General features: G+C 67.9%; 25 protein-coding genes. 14 read left to right on the forward strand and 11 right to left on the reverse strand.

Going from position 1 to position 24667, the window contains the following annotated elements:
• Positions 1-97 precede the first annotated feature (97 nt).
• Positions 98-1723: a chaperonin GroEL gene (gene groL / locus M3G03_RS02510; protein WP_259807838.1), complete on the forward strand. Its 1626-nt coding sequence runs from the start codon at positions 98-100 to the stop codon at positions 1721-1723.
• A 75-nt stretch (positions 1724-1798) separates the two neighbouring features.
• On the opposite strand, the gene M3G03_RS02515 is transcribed toward groL, so the two are convergent.
• Entirely contained in the window at positions 1799-3349 is a 1551-nt protein-coding gene (locus M3G03_RS02515) for a DUF6056 family protein (RefSeq protein WP_259807839.1), read from the reverse strand.
• 47 nt (positions 3350-3396) lie between these two features.
• On the opposite strand from M3G03_RS02515, the gene M3G03_RS02520 reads away from it, so the two are divergent.
• Genes M3G03_RS02520 through M3G03_RS02545 form a run of 6 tightly spaced genes read left to right on the forward strand, consistent with a single transcriptional unit; the run spans position 3397 to position 8052 of the window.
• Positions 3397-3798 carry a GtrA family protein gene (locus M3G03_RS02520; RefSeq protein ID WP_259807840.1) on the forward strand — a complete coding sequence of 134 codons (402 nt, stop codon included), beginning with the start codon at positions 3397-3399 and terminating at the stop codon, positions 3796-3798.
• Positions 3799-3825: 27 nt separating this feature from the next.
• Complete coding sequence (locus M3G03_RS02525; RefSeq protein WP_259807841.1) at positions 3826-4791, forward strand: glycosyltransferase family 2 protein; 966 nt, start codon at positions 3826-3828, stop codon at positions 4789-4791.
• A 5-nt stretch (positions 4792-4796) separates the two neighbouring features.
• A complete protein-coding gene (locus M3G03_RS02530) occupies positions 4797-5498 on the forward strand; it encodes a copper homeostasis protein CutC (RefSeq protein WP_259807842.1) in 702 nt (233 codons plus the stop codon).
• Between the two features lie 43 nt (positions 5499-5541).
• A complete protein-coding gene (locus M3G03_RS02535) occupies positions 5542-6471 on the forward strand; it encodes an ABC transporter ATP-binding protein (RefSeq protein ID WP_259807843.1) in 930 nt (309 codons plus the stop codon).
• On the forward strand, positions 6464-7255 hold the full coding sequence (locus M3G03_RS02540) for an ABC transporter permease (RefSeq protein ID WP_259807844.1): 792 nt from the start codon (positions 6464-6466) through the stop codon (positions 7253-7255). The genes M3G03_RS02535 and M3G03_RS02540 overlap by 8 nt, the downstream gene beginning before the upstream one ends.
• Positions 7252-8052 carry an ABC transporter permease gene (locus tag M3G03_RS02545; protein WP_259807845.1) on the forward strand — a complete coding sequence of 267 codons (801 nt, stop codon included), beginning with the start codon at positions 7252-7254 and terminating at the stop codon, positions 8050-8052. Before M3G03_RS02540 ends, M3G03_RS02545 begins: the two co-directional genes overlap by 4 nt.
• Here the strand turns inward: M3G03_RS02545 and M3G03_RS02550 are convergent.
• Positions 8029-9168 (reverse strand): MalY/PatB family protein, encoded by a 1140-nt coding sequence (locus M3G03_RS02550; protein ID WP_259807847.1) that lies wholly within the window; start codon positions 9166-9168, stop codon positions 8029-8031. The genes M3G03_RS02545 and M3G03_RS02550 overlap by 24 nt on opposite strands.
• Positions 9169-9191: 23 nt before the next feature.
• Between M3G03_RS02550 and M3G03_RS02555 the strand changes: the two genes are divergently transcribed.
• Genes M3G03_RS02555 through M3G03_RS02565 form a run of 3 tightly spaced genes read left to right on the forward strand, consistent with a single transcriptional unit; the run spans position 9192 to position 10553 of the window.
• Entirely contained in the window at positions 9192-9554 is a 363-nt protein-coding gene (locus M3G03_RS02555; protein ID WP_259807848.1) for a hypothetical protein, read from the forward strand.
• Complete coding sequence (locus M3G03_RS02560; protein WP_259807849.1) at positions 9523-10053, forward strand: MFS transporter; 531 nt, start codon at positions 9523-9525, stop codon at positions 10051-10053. Before M3G03_RS02555 ends, M3G03_RS02560 begins: the two co-directional genes overlap by 32 nt.
• Positions 10054-10064: 11 nt before the next feature.
• On the forward strand, positions 10065-10553 hold the full coding sequence (locus M3G03_RS02565; RefSeq protein WP_259807850.1) for an NUDIX hydrolase: 489 nt from the start codon (positions 10065-10067) through the stop codon (positions 10551-10553).
• Positions 10554-10567: 14 nt separating this feature from the next.
• Here the strand turns inward: M3G03_RS02565 and M3G03_RS02570 are convergent, their stop codons facing one another.
• The 6 genes from M3G03_RS02570 to M3G03_RS02595 all read right to left on the reverse strand — a co-directional run bounded on the left by M3G03_RS02570 (position 10568) and on the right by M3G03_RS02595 (position 17581).
• The gene (locus M3G03_RS02570) at positions 10568-11902 is read right to left on the reverse strand and encodes a DUF222 domain-containing protein (RefSeq protein ID WP_259807851.1); all 1335 of its coding nucleotides are present in this window, start codon (positions 11900-11902) and stop codon (positions 10568-10570) included.
• A 208-nt stretch (positions 11903-12110) separates the two neighbouring features.
• Complete coding sequence (locus M3G03_RS02575; RefSeq protein WP_259807852.1) at positions 12111-12341, reverse strand: hypothetical protein; 231 nt, start codon at positions 12339-12341, stop codon at positions 12111-12113.
• Complete coding sequence (locus tag M3G03_RS02580) at positions 12338-13984, reverse strand: DNA repair helicase XPB (RefSeq protein WP_259807853.1); 1647 nt, start codon at positions 13982-13984, stop codon at positions 12338-12340. Before M3G03_RS02580 ends, M3G03_RS02575 begins: the two co-directional genes overlap by 4 nt.
• A complete protein-coding gene (locus M3G03_RS02585) occupies positions 13984-14745 on the reverse strand; it encodes a hypothetical protein (RefSeq protein ID WP_259807854.1) in 762 nt (253 codons plus the stop codon). The genes M3G03_RS02580 and M3G03_RS02585 overlap by 1 nt, the downstream gene beginning before the upstream one ends.
• Positions 14746-14864: 119 nt before the next feature.
• Positions 14865-16895 (reverse strand): helicase-associated domain-containing protein, encoded by a 2031-nt coding sequence (locus M3G03_RS02590; protein WP_259807855.1) that lies wholly within the window; start codon positions 16893-16895, stop codon positions 14865-14867.
• Positions 16892-17581 (reverse strand): hypothetical protein, encoded by a 690-nt coding sequence (locus tag M3G03_RS02595; RefSeq protein ID WP_259807856.1) that lies wholly within the window; start codon positions 17579-17581, stop codon positions 16892-16894. The genes M3G03_RS02590 and M3G03_RS02595 overlap by 4 nt, the downstream gene beginning before the upstream one ends.
• A gap of 74 nt (positions 17582-17655) precedes the next feature.
• Between M3G03_RS02595 and nagB the strand changes: the two genes are divergently transcribed.
• The 4 genes from nagB (at position 17656) to M3G03_RS02615 (ending at position 21141) form a co-directional block, all read left to right on the forward strand.
• Complete coding sequence (gene nagB / locus M3G03_RS02600; RefSeq protein ID WP_259807857.1) at positions 17656-18414, forward strand: glucosamine-6-phosphate deaminase; 759 nt, start codon at positions 17656-17658, stop codon at positions 18412-18414.
• A 40-nt stretch (positions 18415-18454) separates the two neighbouring features.
• On the forward strand, positions 18455-18838 hold the full coding sequence (locus tag M3G03_RS02605) for a cold-shock protein (protein ID WP_259807858.1): 384 nt from the start codon (positions 18455-18457) through the stop codon (positions 18836-18838).
• Entirely contained in the window at positions 18838-19620 is a 783-nt protein-coding gene (locus tag M3G03_RS02610; RefSeq protein ID WP_259807859.1) for a DUF3027 domain-containing protein, read from the forward strand. The genes M3G03_RS02605 and M3G03_RS02610 overlap by 1 nt, the downstream gene beginning before the upstream one ends.
• A 72-nt stretch (positions 19621-19692) precedes the next feature.
• Complete coding sequence (locus M3G03_RS02615) at positions 19693-21141, forward strand: NCS2 family permease (protein ID WP_259807919.1); 1449 nt, start codon at positions 19693-19695, stop codon at positions 21139-21141.
• Here M3G03_RS02615 and M3G03_RS02620 read toward each other — a convergent pair.
• The 3 genes from M3G03_RS02620 to M3G03_RS02630 are packed head-to-tail and all read right to left on the reverse strand — an operon-like array spanning position 21125 to position 24662.
• Positions 21125-22231: a glycosyltransferase family 4 protein gene (locus M3G03_RS02620; RefSeq protein ID WP_259807860.1), complete on the reverse strand. Its 1107-nt coding sequence runs from the start codon at positions 22229-22231 to the stop codon at positions 21125-21127. The two genes, M3G03_RS02615 and M3G03_RS02620, sit on opposite strands and share 17 nt — an antisense overlap.
• Positions 22228-23445, reverse strand: coding sequence for an O-antigen ligase (locus M3G03_RS02625; RefSeq protein ID WP_259807861.1), 1218 nt, complete (start codon positions 23443-23445; stop codon positions 22228-22230). Before M3G03_RS02625 ends, M3G03_RS02620 begins: the two co-directional genes overlap by 4 nt.
• Positions 23442-24662, reverse strand: coding sequence for a glycosyltransferase (locus tag M3G03_RS02630; protein WP_259807862.1), 1221 nt, complete (start codon positions 24660-24662; stop codon positions 23442-23444). Before M3G03_RS02630 ends, M3G03_RS02625 begins: the two co-directional genes overlap by 4 nt.
• Between the last annotated feature and the right edge of the window lie 5 nt (positions 24663-24667).

The following is a 24667-nucleotide window of genomic DNA, read 5'->3' on the forward strand; positions in this document are numbered from 1 at the left end:
CGAGTGCTACCGCCAGGTTCTGGTGAGGCCCCCATGGGCCGTCCGTCGCGGGCACCGGGATGGCGTTCGACCCGATGCTGGAGGATTCCCCAACACCATGGCAAAGCTCATTGAATTCAACACCGAGGCCCGCCGCGGGCTCGAGCGGGGCATGAACACCCTCGCCGACGCGGTGAAGGTCACGCTCGGCCCCAAGGGCCGCAATGTCGTGCTCGAGAAGAAGTGGGGTGCGCCCACCATCACCAACGACGGCGTCTCCATCGCCAAGGAGATCGAGCTCGAGGACCCCTACGAGAAGATCGGCGCCGAGCTGGTCAAGGAGGTCGCCAAGAAGACCGACGACGTCGCAGGTGACGGCACCACCACCGCCACCGTGCTGGCCCAGGCCATGGTCCGCGAGGGCCTGCGCAATGTGGCTGCCGGCGCCAACCCCATCGAGGTCAAGAAGGGTATCGAGGCCGCTGTCACTGCCATCATCGGGCAGCTGCACGCTCAGGCCAAGCCTGTCGAGACCCGCGAGCAGATCGCTGCCACCGCCTCCATCTCCGCTGCTGACCCGGCCGTGGGCGACATCATCGCTGAGGCGATGGACAAGGTCGGCAAGGAAGGCGTCATCACCGTCGAGGAGTCCAACACCTTCGGCATCGAGCTCGAGCTCACCGAGGGCATGCGCTTCGACAAGGGCTACATCTCGCCCTACTTCGTCACCGACACCGAGCGCATGGAGGCCGTCCTCGACGACCCCTACGTCCTCATCGTCAACTCCAAGGTCTCCTCGCTGAAGGACCTCCTGCCGCTGCTCGAGAAGGTCATGCAGGCCTCCAAGCCGCTGCTGGTCATCGCCGAGGACGTTGACTCCGAGGCCCTCGCCGGCCTGATCGTCAACAAGATCCGTGGCACCTTCAAGTCGGTTGCCGTCAAGGCCCCCGGCTTCGGTGATCGCCGCAAGGCCATGCTGGAGGACATCGCCATCCTGACCGGTGGCACCGTCATCAGCTCCGAGGTCGGCCTCTCCCTGGAGACCGCCACCCTCGACCTGCTCGGCCAGGCCCGCTCGGTCGTCATCACCAAGGACGAGACCACCATCGTCGATGGTGCCGGCGAGGCCGAGAAGATCGACGGACGCGTCCAGCAGATCCGCAAGGAGATCGAGAACTCCGACTCCGACTACGACCGCGAGAAGCTGCAGGAGCGCCTCGCCAAGCTGGCCGGCGGCGTGGCCGTCATCAAGGTCGGCGCGGCCACCGAGGTCGAGCTGAAGGAGCGCAAGCACCGCATCGAGGACGCCGTTCGCAACGCGAAGGCTGCCGTCGAGGAGGGCCTGGTCGCTGGTGGCGGTGTCGCGCTGGTGCAGGCTGCCAAGGCCACCTCCATCGACGACCTGCAGGGTGATGAGTACACCGGCGCCCAGATCGTGCTGCACGCTGCCAACGCCCCGCTCCGCCAGATCGCCGTCAACGCCGGCCTCGAGGGTGGCGTCGTGGTGGAGAAGGTCCAGGGCCTGGAGCCCAACCACGGGCTGAACGCCGCCACCGGTGAGTACGTCGACATGGTTGCCGCCGGCATCATCGACCCGGCCAAGGTGACCCGCTCTGCCCTGCAGAACGCGGCCTCCATCGCGGCCCTGTTCCTCACCACCGAGGCCGTTATCGCCGACAAGCCGGAGAAGGCCCCGGCCATGCCGGCCGGCGCCGACGGTGGCATGGGTGGCATGGACTTCTGAGCCCAGCCACTCGCTGAACAACACGGACGGGCGGTCCCCCAAGGGGGGCCGCCCGTTTCGTGTGCCGTGCGGGTCTCAGCGAGCCCTGGGAGGCTTGATCCTGCGGGAATCGGTCGTCACGAACTTCACATCCTTGGGGATGCCGTAGTAGCGCTCGAAGGCGAGTTCATAACGGGGGACCGAGAAGGAGTTGTTGTAGCCGGCGTCGTTCACCGGCATCGGCCAGGGCAGCACCACACGGTTGAGCTCACCAGCTGCTGCGAGCTCGAACTGGGGCAGCACCCTGGTGGTGACGAAGCGATGATTCGTGGCCAGGGCCGGTCGTGCCCAGTTCCACCACAGGAAGGAACTGGTGACCAGCATCGCCACGACGATCGCCGGCAGGACCCAGCTGCGACGAGCCCGTGCAGCGAGACCGAACAGCGCGGCGATGATCACCACGAGCAGCCACAGCACGGGGACCAGGTACGCGCGGGACTGGCGCACGCCGGTGAGGACGGTCGGCGCCCACGAGGCGCAGAAGGCCATCCAGGCCAGCAGCGGCGCGTACCCCCACACGTCCACGAGCTTCCAGAGGGCGACCAGACCCACGAACAGGGTCCCGAAGAGGCAGAGGGCGAGCAGGGACTGCCACACCAGCATGTTCTGGGCGACGGGCAGGGCAGCGGCGTCCCGCTCGGGGGCGCGCCGCACCCATAGGTCCCCAGCGATCACCAGACCGACGATGCCGACCGTCCACAGGGCGGGGACCAGCCGCTTCCGTGCAGGGAGGAGGAAGGACCCCAGGGCAGCCACGACGGCAAGGACGACCCAGAGTTCCGCGGACGACGCATGCAACGTTCCTCCCGCGAGGGCGACGTTGTGGACGCGGGCGTGGGGCCCGGTGGGGCCGGTGGTCATGCGTCCCAGTCGTGCCCACAGGCCGGGCGCCGACATCTGCGCGACGAACCCGAAGAGCCAGGCGCCCACCATGGCCCACGATCGCGCGCCCAGGCGCCCACGCTTCGCGGCCACCACGACGAGACCGATCCCCAGCAGGGTCCATGAGGCTTGTTCGTGCATCAGTTGGGCCAGCAGACCGGCCGGGATCGCGAAGGCCAGCCATCGCCAAGAGGGTTCGGCGTCCCGTCGGAGGAGGACCAGGGCAGGGTGGGCCACGAAGACGACGAGAGTGGTGGGGACGAGGTAGTTGACCGCAGCATCGGCCCAGAAGACCCCGTCGCCGGTGATGTTAGGCCAGACAGCCAGCGCGGTGGGAAGCACGAGCAGGCCGGCGACCAGTCGCAGCTCGCGATGCCTGCTCCCGAGCCAGCGATGGATCCCGATGCCGAGCAGCGTGTAGCACAACGGTGCGAACCACTTCCACGTATCGAAACCGGGCCGCACGATGAGGCGGAAAACACCATCACCCAGGCGACCGACGCGCCAGGACCAGTCGTTCCAGACCACGGTTGCCCATTCCTGAACCGTGAACGAGATGCCTGGTCGGTTCGTGATGGCGACGAACTTGTAGTCATCAGCGGCGGGGTACCAGAACCTGTGCAGATCCCGCCAGGTGCAGAGCGACGCGAGGGCGATGAGAATGCACAACGCGAAGCGCAGGTGCGAGCGGGAACGGGTCTGCATGCGCCGGATCCTATCTGTCCGGGGGTCGGGGCAGTATTCTCGACCGGGTGACCGAACAACTCGCGCGGGTAATGCGCTTCGGCATCGTTGGTGTCGCGAACACCACCGTGTACTACCTCATCTATCGGCTGCTGCTGTTGGTGATGCCTTACCTTCCCGCGCACGTGATCGCCTTCGCCTGCGGCGTGGTGTTCTCCTTCTATGCCAACTGCCTTTTCACCTATCGAGTTCGCCCCACCTGGCGTCGATTCATCGAGTTCCCGGCGACAACCGCCATCAACTTCCTCATCACCACATTCGGCTCGATGCTGCTGGTGAATGCCTGGGGCGTCTCCCCGAAATGGGCGACGCTGGTGGCAACCGTCGTCGCGATCCCATTCACCTATCTCGCGACGACCTTCGTGCTGGCACGTCCGCGCCCTGACACGCCTGCTGCCCAGCACAAGTGATGACCGCGCCTGTGGGACGATTGTCGGGTGAAACTCGTCTCCTTCATCTTCCCCATCTACAACGAGCAGGAGAACATCAACCTGCTCTGGGAAACGATGCAGCGAGTCACGGCGGACACTCCCTATCGCTATGAGTACGTCTTCGTCAATGACGGCAGCCGCGATGGCTCGCTCGAACTGTTGAATGAGCTGCACCAGCGCGACGACCGGGTCACGGTCATCGACTTCTCGCGCAATTTCGGGCACCAACTCGCGGTCACTGCCGGGCTGGACAGGGCCGAGGGCGATGCGGTCATCATCATGGACTCCGACATGCAGGACCCGCCCGAGGTGGCGATGGAATTGCTGGCCACCTGGGAGCAGGGCTGGGATGTCGTCTACGCCCAGCGCCGCAGCCGTCAGGATTCGGCCTTCAAGAAGCTGACCGCGAGTGCCTTCTACCGCACCCTGCACAGCCTGGCCGACATCGACATCCCCCGCGACACCGGCGACTTCCGCCTGCTTGACCGCAAGGTGGTGCTGGAGTTGCGGCGCTACCGCGAGCAGGATCGCTTCCTCCGCGGAATGGTGAGCCACGTCGGCTTCCGCCAGACTGCCGTCCAATTCGACCGCCATGCCAGACATGCCGGGGAGACCGGCTACCCCTTGCGCAAGATGGTCAAGTTCGCCCTCGACGGCATCTTCGGCTTCTCGTCGAAGCCGCTGCAGCTGATCAGCCGGGTGGGCTTCCTGGTCGCCGGGCTGGCGGTCATCGGAATCATCTACGCCCTTGTTCGACGCCTCTTCTTCCCCGACCAGGTCGTCTCGGGCTGGACCTTCGTGGTCATCACCATCCTGGGCGTCGGAGGAGTGCAGCTGTTGATGATGGGCATCATGGGCCAGTATCTGGGGCGGGTGTACTCCCAGGTCCAAGGGCGTCCCCTCTACTCGGTGCGGTCGATCCTGACGACGCCGGGCGATCAGCACACTCCCAGCGGCGAAGTGCACGCCTGACTGCCATGTCCGGCCTGCTCGAAGTGATCGCGCTCCACGAGAACGATGCCAAGCGCGCGGAGGAGGGTGGCGCTGACCGCATCGAACTGTGCGGGACCCTCGACTTCCACGGCCTTTCCCCCGAACCCGCCCGGCTTGAGAAGGTACGGCGCGCCACCACCATCCAGATCCGTCCGATGGTCCGCCTGCGGGAGGGCTTCGGGACCGACGGCGGCGAGGTCACCCGCCTTCGCGGCCTGATTTCGGCCTATCTGGACGCCGGCGCGGACGGCGTGGTGCTGGGCTTCCTGAACGGCCACGGCGATGTCGACACTGAAGTCGTCCATGCCCTGGTCGACGTGGGCGACTTCCCCTGGACCTTCCATCGCGCCATCGACCACGCCCTGGACGCCCGCCGCGCCTGGCAGGTGATCCCTTCGCTGCCGCGCGTCGACCAGGTGCTCACCGCCGGTTCCGCACGAGGCCTCGACAAGGGCCTGGACGACCTGCTCCACACCGCGCGGGAGATCCCCGGCGCCGCAGAACTGATCATGGCCGGAGGCGGTCTCGAGGCCGAACATGTGCCCTGGCTGGCTCGCGCCGGCGTGCGAAGCTTCCACATCGGGCGCAAGGCGCGTCCCGGGGGCAGCTGGAAGGCGTGGGTGGACGCCGAGCTGGTGGCATCCTGGCGCGATCTGGTCGACGCGGAAGTCGCCCACCACCGTTGAAGTCTGTCGCTTTTGTCGCCCGCACCCCGTAGTGTGCGGACTCGTGTCAACCGCCCCCGTGATCCAAGCCCGTGACCTGCGCAAGAAGTACGGCGACTTCACTGCCGTCGACGGCATCAGCTTCGACGTAATGCCCGGTGAGTCCTTCGGCCTGCTCGGGCCCAACGGCGCCGGCAAGTCCACCACCATGCGCATGATTGGCGGCACCCTGGCCCGCAGCGGCGGGCAGCTCACCATCAACGGGCTCGATCCGGAGGAGAATGGCCCGGCCGTGCGCGCCCACCTGGGTGTGATCCCGCAGCAGGACAACCTCGACGAGGACCTGCGCGTCCGCGAGAACCTGATCATGTACGGCCGCTATTTCGGTCTCACGCGCAGCCACCTGAAGGAGAAGTCCCAGGAGCTGCTGGAGTTCGCCCAGCTCACCGAGAAGGCCGACGAGCGCGTCCGCGAACTCTCCGGCGGCATGAAGCGGCGCCTCACGATTGCTCGAGGGCTGGTCAACGACCCGAAGATCCTGCTGCTCGACGAACCCACCACCGGCCTCGACCCACAGGCGCGTCACACCTTGTGGGACAGGCTTTTCCGGCTCAAGGAACAGGGCGTCACCCTCATTGTCACCACCCACTTCATGGACGAGGCCGAGCAGCTCTGCGATCGTCTGATCGTCGTCGACAAGGGCTCGATCATGGCCGAGGGCTCTCCCGCCCAGTTGATCAGGGAATACTCGACCCGCGAGGTACTGGAACTCCGCTTCGGCTCCTCGCGCAATGAGGCGGTGGTCGACCAGCTGGAGCAGCTCGCCGAACGCATCGAGGTGCTCCCCGACCGCGTCCTGCTCTACACCGCCGACGGGGAGGCGACGCTGGAGAAGGTGACCCAGGCTGGCCTGCAGCCGGTCACCTCGCTGGTCCGTCGCTCCTCGCTGGAGGACGTCTTCCTCCGCCTCACCGGGAGGACCCTCATTGACTGAGCGAGTACGGCGCTGGGGCGCCCTCTACCACGCCGAGCACTACCTGTTGGTCGCCCGGGCCTTCCTCTGGACCGTCCTGCTCAACGCCATCGGCACCCCGCTGCTCTACATGGTCGCGATGGGCGTGGGCCTGGGCAGCCTGTTGGACGCGAAGGGCACCACGGTCGATGGGGTCTCCTACCTCGTCTTCGTCGCGCCCGCGATCATGGTCGCCACCTCTGCCCAGTCCGCCTTCGGGGAGAACACCTACACGGTGATGGCCGGGTTCAAGTGGCAGCGCACCTATTACGGCCCTGCAGCGACGCCGATGGACCCCTCCCAGATCGCCTGGGGACACCAGATCGGTATCGCGATCAGGTATCTCTTCCAGGCGTCGATGTTCTGGGTGATCATGGTCCTCTTCGATGCCGCTCCCAGTGTCTGGTCGTTCCTGGCGATCCCGGTAACCGTGCTGACGGCGCTCGCGATGGGTGCGCCGATGCAGGCCTATGCCGCGACCCTGGACAGCGAGGGAGCGCAGTTCACCACGATCCAGCGGTTCGTGGTGATGCCGATGTTCCTGTTCGCCGGCACCTTCTTCGCCCTCTCCTCGATGCCGATCTACCTGCAGTGGATCGGCTGGATCTCGCCGATGTGGCATGGGTCCCAACTCGCCCGCTGGGCAAGCTATGGTCTGGCTGAACCGTGGTGGCTGCGGGTCGTCCATGTCGTGTACCTGGCCGGTCTCTTCCTGCTCGGCGGCACTCTGGCTGCCCGCACCTATCGACGGAGGTTGTGGAGTTGAGCACCGTCCCACGCCCTCTGCGGGGTCTCTACTCGGGAAATCTGGCCGCCGTCCTCGAACGTGGCTGGATCGCCATCAAGACCCAGAACTGGGTCATCATCATCTCCGGCTTCGTCGAGCCCGTGCTCTACCTGCTCGCCATGGGCCTGGGGGTCGGCGCGCTGGTGGGCGACGTCGCCGGGCCCGGTGGCAAGCCGATCAGCTACGCGGCCTACATCGCCCCCGCACTGCTGGCGACCTCGGCGATGAACGGCGCCCTCTACGACTCGACCACCAACGTCTTCTTCAAGTTGAACTTCGCCAAGCTCTACCAGGCGATGCTGCAGACCGCGTTGGGGCCCATGGACGTCGCGCTCGGTGAGATCGTGCTGGCGCTGCTTCGCGGCCTGCTCTACGCCATCGCCTTCATGATCCTGATCGCCGGCCTCGGGCTGGCGACGAGCTGGTGGGCAATCCTGATGATCCCCGCTGCGCTGCTGATCGCTTTCGGCTTCGCCAGTATCGGGATGGGGATCACCAGCTTCATCAAGAACTTCCAGGGCCTGGACATCATCACCTTCGTGATGCTGCCGATGTTCCTGTTCTCGGCGACGCTGTACCCCATCGAGGTCTTCCCGGCCGCGATCCAGTGGTTCATCAAGGCGATGCCGCTGTGGCATGGCGTGGAGATGATGCGCCACCTCTCCGTGGGCCACATCACCGGGGCGACGCTCGGTCACATGGCCTACTTCGTGGCCATGTCCCTGGCAGGGATGGTCATGACCACGCTGCGGCTACGCAAGCTGTTCCTGCGCTGAGGCGCCCATCCGTTCCAGAATCTCGGACAGCACCGGGCGCGGGGTAGCGAAGTTGAGCCGGACGCTGCCGCGTCCCCCCTCGCCACACAGCGCGCCATCGGTGACCGCCACGTTCGCCCTGTCCAGGAAGAACTTGGCGGGCGAGGTGGGTAGGTCGAGGGCGGTGCAGTCCAGCCAGGCCAGGTAGGTGCCCTGGTTCGGGATAAACTCGACCCCCGGCAGCACGGTCGGGAGCATCTCCTGGATCAGGCGCTGGTTGCCCTCAAGGTAGGTGATCACCTCCGCCAGCCAGGGCTCTCCGTCGGAATAGGCGGCGATGTTGGCCAGGACGCCCGGCGTGGCCGGCTCGTGCAGGTCGGTCGGCTGCAACGTGGTGCCGTCGGTGATGACCAGCTGGGCGCACTTGTAGCCGGCCAGATTCCAGGCCTTGGACGCCGACAGGGCGGTGATCGAGTGGCTCGCCGCGGCGTCCGAGACGGTGGGGTAGGGGATGTGACGGGCACCGTTGAGGGTGAGCGGCGCGTGGATCTCGTCGTTGAAGACCCGCCCGTGGTGGCGCTCCACGATCTCGCTGATCGTGGCGAGTTCGTCGGCGGTGTACACCTTGCCGATCGGGTTGTGCGGGTTGCACAGGACCAGCAGGTCGCCCTCACCGAAAGCGGCATCCAGGGCGTCGAAGTCCACCAGCCACTCGCCCTCGGCCCTGATCATCGGGACCTGCACCAGTTCATGCCCATACGCCCCGGGCAGGGTCATGAACGGCATGTAGGCCGGCGTGGGCACGATGACGCGGGCGTCCGGAGAGATGTGGCGGTTCATGGTGATGACCATCCCGGCCAGCACGTCGGGGATGGCGTGGACCTGGTCCGGGCTGACCGACCAGCCATAGCGACCCGAGAGGAAATCTGTCGTGCTGGTCTGCAGGTCCTGGGTCCATCGCGGGGTGAGGTAGCCGGACTGCCCCAGGTCAATCGACTCATGGAGTCGCGCCTTGATCGGTTCGGCCAACCCGAAGTCCATCTCGGCGATGAACGCGCCCAGGGCGTCGCCCATGCGGCTCCACTTGCTGCCGCCAATGCGGAAGAGGTCCTCGGTGGTGATCTGGTCGAAATCCATGGTTACGACACTAGTCTGGGCCGGTGACCCTGGACCCCGCCTTCCACCCGAACCAGTGGCGCCTCGCGACGGCCCAACTGCTGAGCGGTGTGGGCATCGCCTCCGGTATCGCTGTCGGTGCCGTGCTGGTGGAACAGGTCTCCGGCAGCACGGTGCTGGCGGGATTCGCGCAAACCGCGACAGTGCTGGGCGCTGCCCTGCTCGCCTTCCCCCTCTCTCGGCTCGCCTTCTCGCAGGGACGCCGACGCGCACTCGGTCTGGGCTTTGCCCTCGGCGCACTGGGGGCTCTGCTGATCGTGGCCGGGGTGCAGCTGCGCCATGTCGGTGGTGATCTGGGCCACGACGGTGGGCTCGGTGGCAGGGCCACAGCTGTCGGCGCCCGGTGACGCGATCGGCCGGCACTTCGGGCTCTCTGAGCTGGTCGGACCCTACCTGTTCTCGATCGTCGCCTTCTCCCTGGCTGCACTCGTCTCCAGCCACATCCTCGGCATGTACGGACTGTCGCCCCTGGTCGGTTGGGCGACCGACCGCTTCGGGGCGCGCATGGTGATCGGGATCGGCATGGGGATCTTCGCCCTCGCTTTCGTGGGCGGCATCCTCGACGCGGTGGGGGAGTCGCACCTGGCTCGCCTGATCCCCGCCCTGATGCTCCTCGGCCTCGGCTGGTCCTGCACGCTGATCGCCGGCTCGTCGCTGGTGGCGCAGTCCACGGAGCCGGAGTTGAGGATGCCCATGCAGGGTACGGTGGACACGTTCATGAACTTCGGCGCCGCGGGGATCACCGCGGTCAGCGGGAGCGTGCTGGCCTGGCAGGGATTCATGGGGATCAACGCGATGGCCTTCGTGGTGTGGTTGGTGCTGCTGCTGTTCTGGATGCCACGGTGAGAGGGGAGCCCATGCGTCCCACCAAGAAGCGGACAGCTGCGCGCATCATCGTGCGCGACGGTGACCGGGTGCTTCTCTTCCAGGACACGGACCCGGGGATTCCTGGCAGCTCGTGGTGGGTGACGCCCGGTGGAGGCATCGACCCGGGCGAAACAGAGCTGCAGGCGGCCGTGCGAGAACTTGCCGAAGAGACCGGGCTGGTGGTGCCCGAGTCGGACCTTCGGGGACCGGTCGCCCGCAGGCTGGTCGTGCATGGGTACTCCGATCAGGTGCTGGAGCAGGATGAAGTGTTCTTCCTGATCGACGCGAAGCCTTTCGAGGTGAGCACGGCCGGTTTCACCGAGAAGGAGAAGCTGACCCTGCTGGACCACGGCTGGTTCGGCCCTGACGAGCTTCGCGGCATGACCGTCTGGCCCAGGCAGTTGGTGGACTGCCTCGGCTGGGATGGGGAGCCCGCAGTCGACTGGGGCCGGATGGAGGAGTCGACGGTCCCGGTCTGAACCCGATCCTTCCCTCAGGCGGCGAGGGTCCAGGTGTGGCTGGGGGTGATGAGCCATTGCTGGCCCAGGGGTGAGGTCCAGTGGAGGATTCCGGGGGCCAGGTGGGTGACTTTCCAGCCGGCGTGGGTTTTGGCTCGGTGGACGGTGCGGCTGAGCGGGGCGAGGTTCTCCGGTCTGGTTTGTCCGGGGGTTCCGGTTTGGTAGGGGATGGTGTGGTCCATGTCGCTTCCCCGGCTGGAGGCTCGCAGGGAGCCGGGGAAGGGCTCGACGGGGTTGCGCAGCTGGACCCATTCGCGCATGGAGCGCGGCACCTCGTAGGCATCGACGGGACGCAGGTGGTCGGGGGCCAGGACGGGGCGGACGCGGATGCGGCGGTGCCCGAGAAGCGTGGTGAGCCAGCTGGTGAGGACGGGGCCGATGTCCTCGGCGCGGGCCACGCCTTTGCCAGTGGCGAGGTGGTCGTCGGTGAGGTGGACGACCAAGTCGGCCCGGGGGAGCAGCTTGTCAGGATCAACGGTGATCGTGCCGCAGGTGTGGCCCGCCAGCCCCTGCTGGGGGCAGGGTTCTGGGACCAGGCCCTGGGTGTGGGCTTGGAGCATGGTGAGGGCTCGGGCGGGGTTGGCCAGGATGCCCAACGCGACCGAGCGTCGCACATCCCGAGAGTCGGCGGATCCTTGGCGTGCCAGGATGTCGGCGAGCTTGTTGAGGGTGGCGTCGAGTTGGAGGGCGTCGCCGGCGTCCAGTGATGAGCTGACGCTGGTGAGATCGTGGTGGTCGGGGTGAAGGTCGACGCGGCGCTGCCGGCGGGCCTGGGTGCGAGCATCGGTCTCGTGCTCATCCAACATCTCGAGGACCCGCGCCTTGATGAACTTCTTGATCCGGTCGGGGTGGACGGTGTCGAGCAGCGGTGCGATGTCGGAGTCGAGGATGAGGGAGTCGGTGTAGGAGAGTTTGCGCGTGAGGTGGGCGGCCTCGCGGGCACGCCAGACTCGCCAGCGGCCGGTGATGATGGCCTCCCACAAGCTGGGGAGGCGGTGTCGGACGGTGAGGGCGTCGGCGATCAGAAACCTGGCCTCGGTCTCCTTCAGGTCCATGGTGGCGGAGAGTTCGAGGCTGCAGAACTCCGCCACCAGTGGGGTGCCGTCGCCTCCCCACTGCACCAGCCGCTCCTCCCCATCGACGGTGGGGGCGTCGCTGGTGGTGAGGGTGTTGTTCAGGTCGGCCCAGTGGGCGGCGAGGGTGAACTGTTCGGCTTCGGCTTGTCGTTTGCGTTGCTCAGCATCTTTGAACTCGGCGAGCGCGAACAACCGCGTGGCGCGTAGATCGCGGGTCCGGTCGGGGTGGTTCATCGGGTTTCTCCTGTCGGCTAGCAGGAATGAATCCATATCGAACTCACTATCGATACTAGACGCGAGCTCCGACAAAACCGGCACACCAGCGACAACGGACAACACCTGAGGTCACACGGACAACACCTGTCGGGGCCGATCACGCTTCGTCTCAATGGCCACAGGGGGAGAGGGGAGGCGAGCTGCGGGACGCGCACCCATCAGCCCATCACAGGTGCGCGAAGACCTCGCGGTGGCCGTTCACCGCCGGCGCGATCAGGGCCAGCAGCGTGCTCAACCCCACCATCACCAGCGCAGCCGACCACCAGCCGACGACAACAAGCCCCAGGGCTGCGCCGTACCAGACGACGGCCAGCGTCATCCACAGCGCCGCGAACCACCCCGATTCACCACGGATCAGGGAATAGGTCTCGCGTCCGCAGGGGCAGGTGTACTTCACAGGCTGTCGATCTCCTCGGCGTCAATGATGCGGTACGCGTATCCCTGCTCCGCCAGGAATCGCTGGCGATGCTGGGCGAAATCGGCGTCCACCGTGTCACGTGCCACCACAGCGTAGAAACGCGCCACCAGCCCATCCTTGGGTCGCAGCAATCGCCCGAGCCGCTGGGCCTCCTCCTGGCGCGATCCGAAGGCGCCCGAGACCTGGATCGCCACCTCGGCGCTGGGCAGGTCCACCGAGAAATTGGCCACCTTGGAGACCACCAGGCGCGTGATCTCCCCATCGCGAAATTGCTGGTAGAGCTTCTCGCGTTGACGGGTGGTGGTCGAACCGGTGATCAGCGGCGCGTCCAACCGCGCAGCCAGGTCCTCGAGCTGGTCCACATACTGCCCGATCACCAGCGTGGGCTGGTCGCGGTGCTTCTCGGCCAGTTCCAGCACCACTCGGGTCTTAGACTCCGCGGTGGACGCCAACCGGTAGCGCACATCGGGCTCTGCCATGGCCTGCGCGAGCCGCTCGTCCTCGGTCAGGCTGACCCGCACTTCCACGCAATCAGCGGGCGCGATCCAACCCTGGGCCTCGATCTCCTTCCAGGGCGCGTCGTAACGCTTGGGCCCGATCAGGCTGAACACGTCGCCTTCTCGACCGTCCTCGCGCACCAGCGTGGCGGTGAGGCCCAGTCGACGACGCGCCTGCAGGTCGGCGGTCATCCGGAAAACCGGGGCAGGCAGCAGGTGCACTTCGTCGTAGATCACCAGCCCCCAGTCCCGCGCATTGAACAACTCCAGGTGCGGATGCACCCCGCCGCGCTTGGTGGTGATCACCTGGTATGTGGCGATCGTCACCGGACGGATCTCCTTCTTCGCCCCGGAATACTCACCGATCTCGTCCTCGGTCAAGGTGGTGCGACGGAGCAGCTCATCGCGCCACTGCCGCGCCGATACGGTGTTGGTGACCAGGATCAGAGTCGTCGCCCCGGCCAGCGCCATGGACGCTGCCCCCACGATCGTCTTGCCAGCCCCACAGGGCAGCACCACGACTCCCGAGCCGCCGTGCCAGAACGAGTCCGCCGCAAGCTTTTGATAGGGACGCAGCTGCCAGCCGCCACTGGCGTCCAGCTCGATGGCGTGGGCTTCGCCGTTGACGAAACCGGCCAGGTCCTCTGCCGGCCAGCCCAACCCCAACAGCGCCTGCTTGACCGAGCCCCGTTCCGAGGGGTGCACGACGACGGTCTCGTCGTCGATCCGCCCCCCGACAAGGCCCTTCAGCTTGCGCGAACGCAGCACTTCGGTGAGCACGGCGCGGTCAGAGGACACCATGACCAGCCCGTGGGTGGGGTGCTTCTCGATGCGCAGGCGCCCGTAGCGTCCCATGGTCTCGGTGATGTCGACCAACAGCGAACTCGCGACCGGGTAGCGCGACCAGGTCAACAGGGCATCCACCACCTGCTCGGCGTCGTGCCCTGCCGCCCGGGCGTTCCACAACCCCAGGGGCGTGATCCGGTAGCTGTGCACGTGCTCAGGGGCACGTTCCAGCTCGGCGAAGGGCGCGATGGCAATGCGGCAGGCCTCCGCGTCCGGATGGTCCACCTCCAGCAGCAGGGTGCGGTCGGACTGGACGATCAGTGGTGCGGTGGGATTCATCAACAGGTGGGGGCCGGTTCGCTTGGGGGCAGTGGGGAATCGCTGGGGTCCGACGGCGCGGGGGTGCCGGTGGCGGTCACCGTCTCGGCGGGCTCACTGGGGCACAGGGTCTCTGAGGGGGATGGGGTGGGGGTCTCGGAGGTGGGCGAGGCGCTGGATGAGCTGGGCGCCGCCGAGCTTGAGGGCGCCAGGGTCGAGGGTGTCACCGAGGGCGACGGAGTCTGGCTCGGCGTGGTGACCGTGGAAGTCGGTGCGGTGCTGGACTGGGTGGGCGCCGGAGCAGAGCCGTCCGGGGAGGGCTGGGGCAGCACGACGGTTGTGGTGGGCTGCGTTGGCGTCGGCGTCGGCGTGGGCTGCGGAGTCGCGGGTGGCGTTGGCCCGGGGGTGGGGGTGGCCGGCTTGGCAGGGGGGGCGACCGCCAGCGGCGGAGGAATCACCACGATGGCCCGCCATTCGCCCTGGTTGCCGTTCCCGTCCACAGCCGCCACCTGGATCAGGATGTTCGCCGTCGATGCCGGCCAGGTCAGCGTGATCCACGGGTCCTTGACGGTGCCGGTCAGGTAGCCGTCCACGAGCACCACATAGTGCTGGATGCCTGCAGCGTCGTGGCTGCGGTTCCAGCCGATCAGGTAGTGCGAGGCCGTGTTCGACACCAGCCGCAGTCCGCGCACCGGCGTCGGCAGGCTGCGGTCCTTGCCCGGCAGAGGCGAGGCGGTGGAGCTTGGGTGCGCCTTTTCCGGGGACGTGGGGGGCACCGACACGCCAGGAGACGAGGCCACCGGCACCGGTTCGTCAAGCCCTGTCGGTGTCGTTCGGTCGGGCCTCAGATACAGCCCCAGCCCCACGACAAGACACACGCCGGTCACGGCGAGGCGTCGGATCACATGGGGCTGCACGCACCAATGATACGTGCCTGCACGACGCGTGCGACCGGCACGGTGGTGGGTGCCGACGCCCTGCGCACCACGCGGGCCTGTCCGCCCTGGACGCCCAGCACTCGCACCACGTCGGTTGTTGCCACGCCACGAGCGTCGACGTGGGTGAGTTCGGTCCACTCCCCGCTCTCCAGGGCGCGCCCGAGCAGGTCGACGACGTCCTCCTCCTGGTCGGGCTGGGTCTGGGTCAGCAGCGCCCGTGCCAGCAGCGTGAGCTGGTCCCGGGTCGGGGGTTCCGGCTCCCGGTGGGGAGCAGTCGCACGCGTCGCGCGGCGAGGAACGGGTGCCTGCAATGGCTCGCCGGACTCATTGGTCGGCACCGGCGCGTGCCCCATGCTGCGCAACAGGTCAACGACCTCCTCGACATCCCCCTGCGCCGCGATCGCCTGCGGCCCGACCCGGCGCAGACCGAGGATTTTCGCTTCTGGCGAACGCAGGAGTGACTCCAGGATGGCTGGATCCTCCACAGTGACCACCGAAGCGGCCGGCATGACGCGGAGTTGACCATGCCGGCGCGCGACATCGGCCACCAGGTAGGCCAGTGGTTGGGGTACGGGAGTGAGGGAGTGGTCCTCCAGCCACTGGACCAGGGACTGCGCGGTGAGCCCCGAGTCCAGACCGCGACGGACGCTGGCAGCGGTGAACCGACGAGTACTTCCCTCCCTGGCGGTCACCAGGTCGAGCCGCCGTCGCACGTCGGTCTGCAGTGGACCGGGCAGGACCGCAGTCAGGTCGGACTGCAGGACGAACTGGTGCCCCGCGGCTGGGAATCCGGGGTCCTCGGCGGTGTGCGACAGCTCGCTGACCCTTCCCATCGCGACGACGCCGAGAACTTCGGCATCCCGCACCACCGCCGTCGTGGCCTCCTGGACCGCTTCCTCCGGCCAGGTCGGGTAACGCCACAGGACGCGGGCTGCCAGCAGGTGGGTGTCGATCGGCGTGCCGGTGGGAGCCTGGTGCAGCTCGGCCATCACCGCACGGTCGATGCGTTGCGCGCCTCTGGTCCAGGCACGGGCCAGCGCCCGCCATTGCCCCCACCCGGCCAGGGCGTCCCATCGATCGAACTGGGGGGTGGCCAGCCAGGTCGGCCCGTGGGCAGCGACCAGACCGGCCTGCAGCGCGAGGCGAAAGGCGAACTCCACCGCGGCCACCGGACGATCACCCGCGAGCACCTTGAGGTCACGACGCCCCACGCCGCCGGTGCTGAGGACGCGGGGCGCCAGGCTGATCACCTGCTCGACCAGGTCGGTGACCAGTGACAGGGCCTCGACGGCGGTGCCCAGGGCCGCCTGCTCGAGCAGCCTGCCGGGTTCAGCGGCGGGGGGAAACCCCGGGGGCTGGGAGGGGACCGCATCGGCGAAGAAACGTCCGCCGCGCAGGTGCAGCGCCACCTCGCGGGCCAGCACCACGCTCTCCTCGTCGTGGCGGCGCAGGATCCGCGCATTCAACAGCGCTTCGGCCGGAGCGCCCCGCACGGGGGTGCGCAGCCGTCCCCGGGGGTGCCAGACCAGCGGGTCCAGCAGGGCGCGCTGTTCGGGGGTGAGGTCCGTCAGCGCTGCGGTGACGTCGGCGTCCGTCAGTGGCAGGGGGGAGGGGGCGGCCAGACCAGCGGGGAAGGGGCCGAAGGCGGCTGCGGCCGCGCGGGTCAGCTGGAGCGACTTCCCCGTGCCCCAGACCAGCGCACGGCGTTCGAGCACGCGCAGGGCTGCCTCGACCGCCCCCCTGTCGGCGTCCAGCATCGCGGCCAGATGCCGCGGGCTCACCGGCTCATGCGCGGCGGCCAGGCCCTCGGCCACTCGCCGCAGCCAACGGTCCAGGCGCTCCATGGCCTGGGCGGTCGACGAGGGCGAGGAGGCGCGCTCGACCAGGTCCGACAGTGAGCTGGGCCGGGGCTGTGCGAGGTCCGGACGCTCCCGCATGAGGGTGACGAGCTGGTTCTCGTCCATGGCGCGGATCGCGTCGGCCAGGCTCCTCATCGTTGGGGGACCAGCTGCCGCCAGCCCCACCACAGCCCCAGACCCAGGCAGACCAGACAACCGAGCTGGCTGTAGCGGCCCATCGAGTAGAGGCTGTCGTCCATCACGTTGACCAGGAAACCGAGGACGAGCGCACTGGCGGAAGCCACCGCCAGGGCAGCGCGCAGGCGCGGCGAGAGGGGGCGTTCGGGTTGGCTGATGACAAGCACCAGCCCGAGAACCAGCAGCGGGAAGGCGAGCATCCACAGCGCAGTGCCGACGGCCAGACAGACGAGCAGGGGGACGCCGACGGCGTTCGCGATCTCTGCGGCAGGCACGCCCAGTCGCGGTTCGGCGGGGGCCGGCTCGGGCTCCCACTGGAGTGGTTCGGGTTCGAACACGGGGGCGTCGAGGACGGCGGTGGTCGCCATCGGGGCGCGGGGGTCGAAGGAGGAACTCGCGAAGCCGTCCGGGGGACCGGCGGAGAAGGCTGCATGGGGGTCGCGCCGAGGGCCGGAGGAGGGAACCAGCGTTTCCAACGGACGGCGGCCGGGGGCGTCGTGGTAGGTCGATGGGGCGGCGTCTGGGTGCCCGTCGGCGGGGGAGAGCGCCTTGGCGGGGAGTTCGAGGGGGCTGGTGCGCGGCATGGCGAAGCCATCAGGACGCTCGGTCGGTGCGTACTCGACCCCGTCACTCCACGAAACCATGACCACCACTGTAGTCCGCCGCTCCCGGTGAGCGTTTCGCTGCAGTCAGGCCGATTCCGTGGGACGGTGGATCGGTGGACGTGATCATTTGCAAGGATCCGGCTGAGGTCGGACGCACGGCGGCGCGCAGGGTCATGGAGATCCTCCGCCGCACCAGCCAGCCGGTGCTGGGTGTCGCCACCGGCAGTTCGCCCCTGGACCTCTACCACGAGCTCGCCCGTGCCGTGGGCGCCGGCGAGGTGGACCTGTCGAACCTGTCCTGCTTCGCCCTCGATGAGTACATCGGGCTCGAGCCGAACGATCCGAACAGCTATGCCGACACGATCCGCCAGACCGTCACCGAACCCCTCCATCTCGACCCGGCGCGGGTGCACGTGCCCCGCGGCATCGGCGAGGACCTCGATCAGGGCTGCCGTGACTACGAGGAGGCGATCCGCGTCGCCGGCGGTGTGGACGTGCAGATCCTGGGCATCGGCGCCAATGGTCACCTGGGCTTCAACGAACCCGGATCCTCCTTCGGGGGCAGGACCCACCTGCAGCGCCTCACTGAGCAGACCCGCGAGGACAACCAGCGCTTCTTCGGGGACAGGGATGTCCCCACCCACTGCGTCACCCAGGGGCTGGGAACGATCATGGACGCCCGCCACCTCGTCCTGGTCGCCATGGGGGAGAACAAGGCCGATGCGATCGCCGCAGCCTGCGAGGGTCCGGTGACGGCGATGTGCCCGGCCAGCATCCTGCAGTTCCACCCCGATGCCTGGGTCGTGGTCGACCGCGCGGCGGCCTCGAAGCTGCACCACCACTGGGTGGAGCCGGTTGGGGTCACCCAGTAGACTTGGCCTCTCCTGACCACCAGAGACAGAGGTAATCGACGTGCCGATCGGCAAGGTGCGTTTCTACGACGCTGACAAGGGATTTGGCTTCATCACCAAGGAGGGCGGTGGCGACGTCTACGTCCGTTCCACGGTGCTGCCCGCAGGGGTGACCGCCCTCAAGGCCGGCCAGAAGGTCGAGTTCGGCGTCATCGAGGGGCGCCGCGGGGAGCAGGCGCTCTCGGTGGAACTGTTGGAGGCCCCGCCCTCGCTGTCCAAGGCCTCCCGCCGCAAGCCCGAGCAGATGGCCGTGGTCGTGGAGGACCTGATCAAGCTGCTCGATGGCATCGGCAATGGCTACCGCCACGGGCGCCACCCCGACTCGCGCCAGGCCCAGAAGGTCGCCTCGGTGTTGCGTGCCGTCGCCGACGAGCTGGAACTCTGATGCCTACGAGAACCGGGGCGAGAGTGAAGCTGGACACCGTCACCGCTCAGGCCGTCGACCAGGCCCGCAGTGCCGCGGAGTCGTACGCCAAGGATTTCGGCGTCGGGGAGCACCTCGGCGTGGTCGCCGACGACGACCGCTGCGTCACCCATCTGTTCGCCTGTGAGCACCCCGGTTACCGGGGGTGGCGTTGGGCCGTGTCCATGGCCCGTGCCGTCCGTGGACGCGTCGCGACCGTCAACGAGGTCGAACTGCTCCCGGGCGAGGGTTCGTTGGTGGCACCGAGCTGGATTCCGTGGGAGAACCGCGTCCAGGCCGGTGACATCGCCCCCGGCATGCTGATGCCGACTGAGGACAATGACCCCCGCCTCGAACCCGGCTTCACCGGCGGCGAGTTGGCCGCGGACGCCGAACCGGCCGAGTGGGCGATGACTCGCGCCGTCGTCTCGGAACTGGGGCTCGGCCGCGAACGCGTCCTCACCCGCTTCGGTCGCGACCTCGCCATCGAGCGCTGGCTCGAGGGGGAGGGCGGGCCCGACACCGCACTGGCCCACCAGGCCCCTGCGCCCTGCGCAACCTGTGGCTATTTCGCCCGCCTGCAGGGGAGCCTGGGCATGTCGTTCGGTGTCTGTACCAACGAGTTCAGCCCCTCCGACGGTCGTGCGGTGAGCCTCGACCACGGCTGTGGCGGTCACTCCGACGTCGCTGCCGAGGAGCGGGGCATCGAACTGCCCGAGCCCGTCTTCAACACCATCGAGACCGATCAGATCCTCTTCGACTGATCCCTCTACGATGTCCGGGTGACGACGACAGCACTCGACAGGTTCTTTGACATCACCCAGCGCGGGTCCACCATGGGACGCGAGGTCCGTGGCGGCCTCGTCACCTTCTTCACGATGGCCTACATCATCGCGCTGAACCCCCTCATCATCGGGACCGCCGCCGACAAGAACGGCAACCTGGTCACCGGTAAGCCCAAGTTCTCCGACGCGGCGATGACCGTCCTCAACGACGGCAACGTCACCCAGTCCAAGCTGATGGTCGCAGCAGCCACCGCGTTGATCGCCGGCCTGATGACGATCCTGATGGGTGTGTGGGGACGCTTCCCGCTCGCGCTCGCCACCGGTCTTGGCCTCAACGCCCTGCTGGCCTTCGTGCTGGCCCCCCAGATGACTTGGCCGCAGGCGATGGGCCTGGTCGTGTGGGAGGGCATCCTGGTCACCCTGCTGGTCCTGACCGGTGTCCGCGAGGCCATCTTCAGGGCTGTGCCCGGTGCGCTCCGCTCGGCGATTTCGGTCGGCATCGGCCTGTTCGTCACCCTGGTGGGCATGGTCTCGGCTGGTGTGGTCCGGCAGGGCAGCGGCACCCCGCTGCAGCTGGGTATCGGTGGCAGCCTGATGGGCTGGCCGCTGGCGGTCTGCATCCTGGCCTTCATCCTGCTGATCATCCTGTGGGCGCGGAAGGTGCCCGGCGCCATGTTGATCTCGATGGTGGTGGCTTCCGTTGCAGCCGTCATCCTGGAGAACACGCTGCACATCGGCGTCCGCCTCGGCGACAAGAATCCCACCGGCTGGTCACCCAATGGCCCGGCCCTGCCGAAGTGGTCCGACTTCGCCACCCCCGATCTGGGGCTGCTGGGCCGTATCGACCTGTTCGGGGCCTTCGCCCCCGATGGCGTCTTCCGGCCCGGCTACGTGCTGGGCCTGGTGCTGATCGTCTTCTCCCTGCTGCTGGCCGACTTCTTCGACACCATGGGCACGGTCGTGGCCGTGGGTGCCGAGGCCGACCTGCTCGATGAGGAGGGCAACCCGCCGCACCTGCGCGAGATCCTGCTGGTCGATTCCCTGGGAGCGGTCGCCGGCGGCCTGGGGTCGGTGTCCTCCAACACCTCCTACGTCGAGTCCACCGCTGGCGTCGCCGAGGGTGCCCGCACCGGTTTCGCCTCCGTGGTGACCGGACTGGCCTTCCTGGCCAGCATCATCCTGGCCCCGGTGGTGAGCATGGTGCCCGCCGAGGCCGCCGCCCCGGTGCTGGCCTTCGTCGGCTTCCTGATGATGTCCCAGGTCACCAACGTCGACTGGAGCGATGTCGAGGTCGGCGTCCCTGCCTTCCTCACCATCATCCTGATGCCCTTCGCCTACTCGATCACCACCGGTATCGGCGCCGGCTTCGTCATCTACGTGCTCATCAAGCTGCTGGTGGGCAAGGCGAAGCAGGTCCACCCACTGATGTGGGGCGTGGCAGCGGCCTTCCTGGTCTACTTCGCCCAGGGCGTCCTCATGGGGCTCATCGACAAGATCTGAGCGACTGGTTCGTCGCCTCGACCAGCTGGGGGACGTCGGCCTCGAAGTTGAACACCTCTTCGATGGCCCGGCGTCCCCTTTCGCCCATCTCGGCACGCAACTGGTCGTCGGCGAGCAGGGTGCGCAATGCCTCAGCCGGGGCGTCCACCGAGGTGGTGTCGACGAACAGGCCGGCCTGGTACTCCTCCAGCAGCTCCTGGAAGTAGGGGAAGTCGGAGGCGACGAAGGGAATCCCGGCGGCCATGTACTCGAACAGCTTCGTGGGCAGGGACTCGCGGTAGTTGGGCAGCGGCTGCAGGAAGACGAAGCCGACCGCGCCAGAGGCCAGGATCTCCGGGATTCGGGTCGGGGGGACCGGCCCGATGTAGTCGATGCGCCCCTCGGCGGTGATGTCGGCGATCACCTTCTCGGCGAAGGCATCGGTTGGGCCGGCCAGCACCATGGAGGACTCGGGTACGGCGGCGATGGTGCCGAGCATTGAGTCCACCTGGCGGGTCTCGGTGATGCCGCCGATGTAGACCACACGACCCGGCACCTCGTCACGCTGCTTGACTTTCGGGAAGTCCTTGAGCCAGGGGTAGTTGCGCACGACATGGGCCTGCTGGCGACGGAACCTGCGCGCAATGACCGGGGTGGCGGCGACCACGGCGTCCGCGAACCGGTCCACGATCGCCATCAGTGCACGGGCATAGAGGCGGGCAAGGACGCGCGCCGGGCCGGACAGGTAGTCCTTGCCGTCGATCTGGCCGATCAGGTCCTCATGGGAGTCGTAGATGAACCCGGCCTTGTTCAACCGGCACCAGACCAGCGCCAGCGGGATCAGCTCGGGGTCGTGCACGTGCACTGACTTCGGACGCACGGAGTTCAGCGCCCGCCAGGCATTCCACCCGCCACCGACCAGGCGCTGCAGGCGCCCGCGGGTCTCGGGGAGCTCGTGCTGGTGCACCCCGTTGACGTCCTCGGAACCGGCGCCCCGGGCGATGAGGGTGATGTCGAAACCGCTCGCAGCCAGGGCAGTGCACTCCTTGTTGAAGATGCGGTTGTCGCGCGGCTTGTGCACCGTGGTCAGGTGGGCGATCTTCGGGCTCATCGGAAGGCCTCCAGGAGTTGTCGGGGCTTGGTGGGTCGAGGGCTTCGGCTGGTGACCATGATCGTCTGGAAGAGCAGCGCGATGCCGATCATCTGAGCGGGCGCCACCGAGGACTTCAACCAGGTGGAGTTCGCGAAGCTGAGCAGCGGCACGGTCAGCACCATCAGCAGCAGGCCCTGTCTCATCGCGGTCTCGGCGCGGTCGGGCCACTGCCGCCAGATGCTGGGTGCCATCCGCACCACCACCGCGAGCCAGAGCCCGAAGACGAGCAGGGAGACGAACAGGCCGTACTGGCTGAGGATCTCCAATACTCCCGAGTGGGGGTTGACGGCACCGAAGGTGAACATCGGCCCCTCGTTGTGCTGCATCTTCTCGGTGAAGCCGGCCGGGCCGACGCCCAGCCCGAAGGAGCGCCAGAAGAAGTAGAAGGCGTCCTGGTACAGGCGTCCACGAACCAGGTCACCGTGGGAGGTGGGGCCCGACGGCTGGATCGCCAACCAGCCGACCAGGGCCAGGGCGCCGGCGCTGCCCAGGGCGAGGAGCAGTCGTGAGCGGGTCACCATCATCACCCAGGCCGCCAGCACCAAGGCCATGAAGGCGACGTTGAGGCGCGAGTTCGAGGGCCAGGCAAGCACGGGGGAGGCCAGCAGCAGGGCGGTGAGCAGCCAGCGTTTCCACCCCTGCTCGAGGAACCAGCCGATCGCCATCATCGAGACTGCCACGACCAGGAACCAGGCGAAGAGGTTGGGCTGGCCCATGTAGCTGGCGATGTCGGTGGCGCGGTTGCGGATGTCAGGGGTGGCGTCCAGACGGTAGTTCGGCAGGTGCTTGCCGGTCGCGATCTCCCCGACGGCGGGGATCGCCACCGCGAACCAGGCCAGGACCCACCCCCAGATGAAGGTGCGCAACAGCGAGCGGTCACGCACCAGCAGCATCACTGCGATCATCGCGAACATCATCAGGGCAACGCCGAGCAGCTCCTTGACGCCCTCGGGGGAGCGGACCAGGGCCATTCCCCAACCCAACCAGATGGCCGCGATGAGCCCCAGCCAGACGGCGGCGCGGGGCAGCGTCCGGGGGAGGCTGACGAGCGCCACGGCCACCAGGCCCGCCGAGACCAGACGCACCACCGACAGCCCCGCGATCGATCCCAGCGGACCAAGGCTGGTTGCGAAGGGGAGCACGAGGAGCAGCAGGTGCGCCAGACGCCTCATGCGATCGAACCCAGCACGTCGTCGACGAAGGTGCGGTAATTGCGTTGCGCATCGAAGCGCTCCCGGACGAGCTCATTGGCGGCCTGGCGCACCTGGGGGTCGCGGGCCGGGTCGACCTGTCGGTCCAGGGCATCGGCGAGGTGGGCAGGGGTGAGGTCGACGGGCAGCAGGAAGCCCGATCCGGGGACGATGGCCTCGCGAGTGGCGCCGACGTCGGTGGCCAGGCAGGGCAGCCCGCGCACGGCGGCCTCCATGATCGAAACCGGCACGCCCTCGTTGTCACTGGTGTTCAGCATCAGGTCGAAAGGTTGCGTGGAGAGTGTCTCCAGCAGTTCGGCATGCGGCACCATGCCGCGGAACTCGACCTTCACAGTGCTGGGCATGACCTCGGCGATGACGGTCTCGACCTGGGCACGCAGCGGCCCGTCGCCAAGATGGGTCCAGTCCACCTGCTGCTCGGGGTGGCGTCGGGCGTACTCGGCGATGCCTCGCGCGGCCAGGTCGACCCGCTTCTTCGGCACCAGGGTGCTGATGGTGACCAGGCGCAGGGTCTGGGAGGGGGCCCAGGGGTCTGTGTCCCGCGGCGGCATGTCGACCCCGAGGCGGGCCAGCGAGAGCTGGTCGTCGCGGAATCCGTAGCGTTCGCGCAGGTAGTCCATGCCCCCCTCGGAGATGCTGAAGAGGGTGTCCAGACCCGAGAGCCCGGTGCGCACCAGGGGGTTGTAGGAGGCGGGTCGACCCTCTTCGTAGAGGTCGGCGGCGTGGGCGCGGCTGACCACCGGGGCGACGCCCGCCATCACGGCGCCCACCGTCATGGGCTTGAGCCAGTAGGTGTAGACGACGTCCACCGGGCCAAGAGCGGCCACGGCATCGCGGGTCATCAGCGCCTGCACCATGGCTTTGAAGGCCATGGTGGCCCTGGCGGGGGTGAGCTTGCCACGGCGGCGGAGGTCGGCCAGCTCTCGGACGAGGAGGGGATGGGCGGCGGCGCGAACGCTGGCGAGGGCCTTGGCGGAGCGCGAGCTCCAGGCGTCCGCGAGCCGGAAGTCAACCGAGAAGTTCTCGGGGATGGGGCGCTGCGGGCCGGAGGGGCCGTACTCGACCGGCAGCAGGGTCACGTCGGCGGCGTCCCAGAAAGCGGTCTCGGGGCCGATGAACTGCTCACCGCTGCCGCCGGGGAAGGTCGAGGTGATCCACACCACACGCGGTCGCTGCACGCCGA

Source organism: Aestuariimicrobium sp. p3-SID1156 (assembly GCF_025144225.1).
GTDB lineage: Bacteria > Actinomycetota > Actinomycetes > Propionibacteriales > Propionibacteriaceae > Aestuariimicrobium.

Excerpts from the sequence above, each read along its gene's own strand:
- M3G03_RS02620 (WP_259807860.1), bottom strand. The coding sequence starts at position 22,231 with ATGAGCCCGAAGATCGCCCACCTGACCACGGTGCACAAGCCGCGCGAC.
- M3G03_RS02615 (WP_259807919.1), top strand. The coding sequence starts at position 19,693 with ATGGGACGCGAGGTCCGTGGCGGCCTCGTCACCTTCTTCACGATGGCC.
- M3G03_RS02595 (WP_259807856.1), bottom strand. The coding sequence starts at position 17,581 with ATGGTTTCGTGGAGTGACGGGGTCGAGTACGCACCGACCGAGCGTCCT.
- groL (WP_259807838.1), top strand. The coding sequence starts at position 98 with ATGGCAAAGCTCATTGAATTCAACACCGAGGCCCGCCGCGGGCTCGAG.
- M3G03_RS02570 (WP_259807851.1), bottom strand. The coding sequence starts at position 11,902 with ATGAACCACCCCGACCGGACCCGCGATCTACGCGCCACGCGGTTGTTC.
- M3G03_RS02625 (WP_259807861.1), bottom strand. The coding sequence starts at position 23,445 with ATGAGGCGTCTGGCGCACCTGCTGCTCCTCGTGCTCCCCTTCGCAACC.
- M3G03_RS02580 (WP_259807853.1), bottom strand. The coding sequence starts at position 13,984 with ATGAATCCCACCGCACCACTGATCGTCCAGTCCGACCGCACCCTGCTG.
- M3G03_RS02550 (WP_259807847.1), bottom strand. The coding sequence starts at position 9,168 with ATGGATTTCGACCAGATCACCACCGAGGACCTCTTCCGCATTGGCGGC.
- M3G03_RS02565 (WP_259807850.1), top strand. The coding sequence starts at position 10,065 with ATGCGTCCCACCAAGAAGCGGACAGCTGCGCGCATCATCGTGCGCGAC.
- M3G03_RS02515 (WP_259807839.1), bottom strand. The coding sequence starts at position 3,349 with ATGCAGACCCGTTCCCGCTCGCACCTGCGCTTCGCGTTGTGCATTCTC.
- M3G03_RS02590 (WP_259807855.1), bottom strand. The coding sequence starts at position 16,895 with ATGAGGAGCCTGGCCGACGCGATCCGCGCCATGGACGAGAACCAGCTC.
- M3G03_RS02530 (WP_259807842.1), top strand. The coding sequence starts at position 4,797 with ATGTCCGGCCTGCTCGAAGTGATCGCGCTCCACGAGAACGATGCCAAG.
- M3G03_RS02610 (WP_259807859.1), top strand. The coding sequence starts at position 18,838 with ATGCCTACGAGAACCGGGGCGAGAGTGAAGCTGGACACCGTCACCGCT.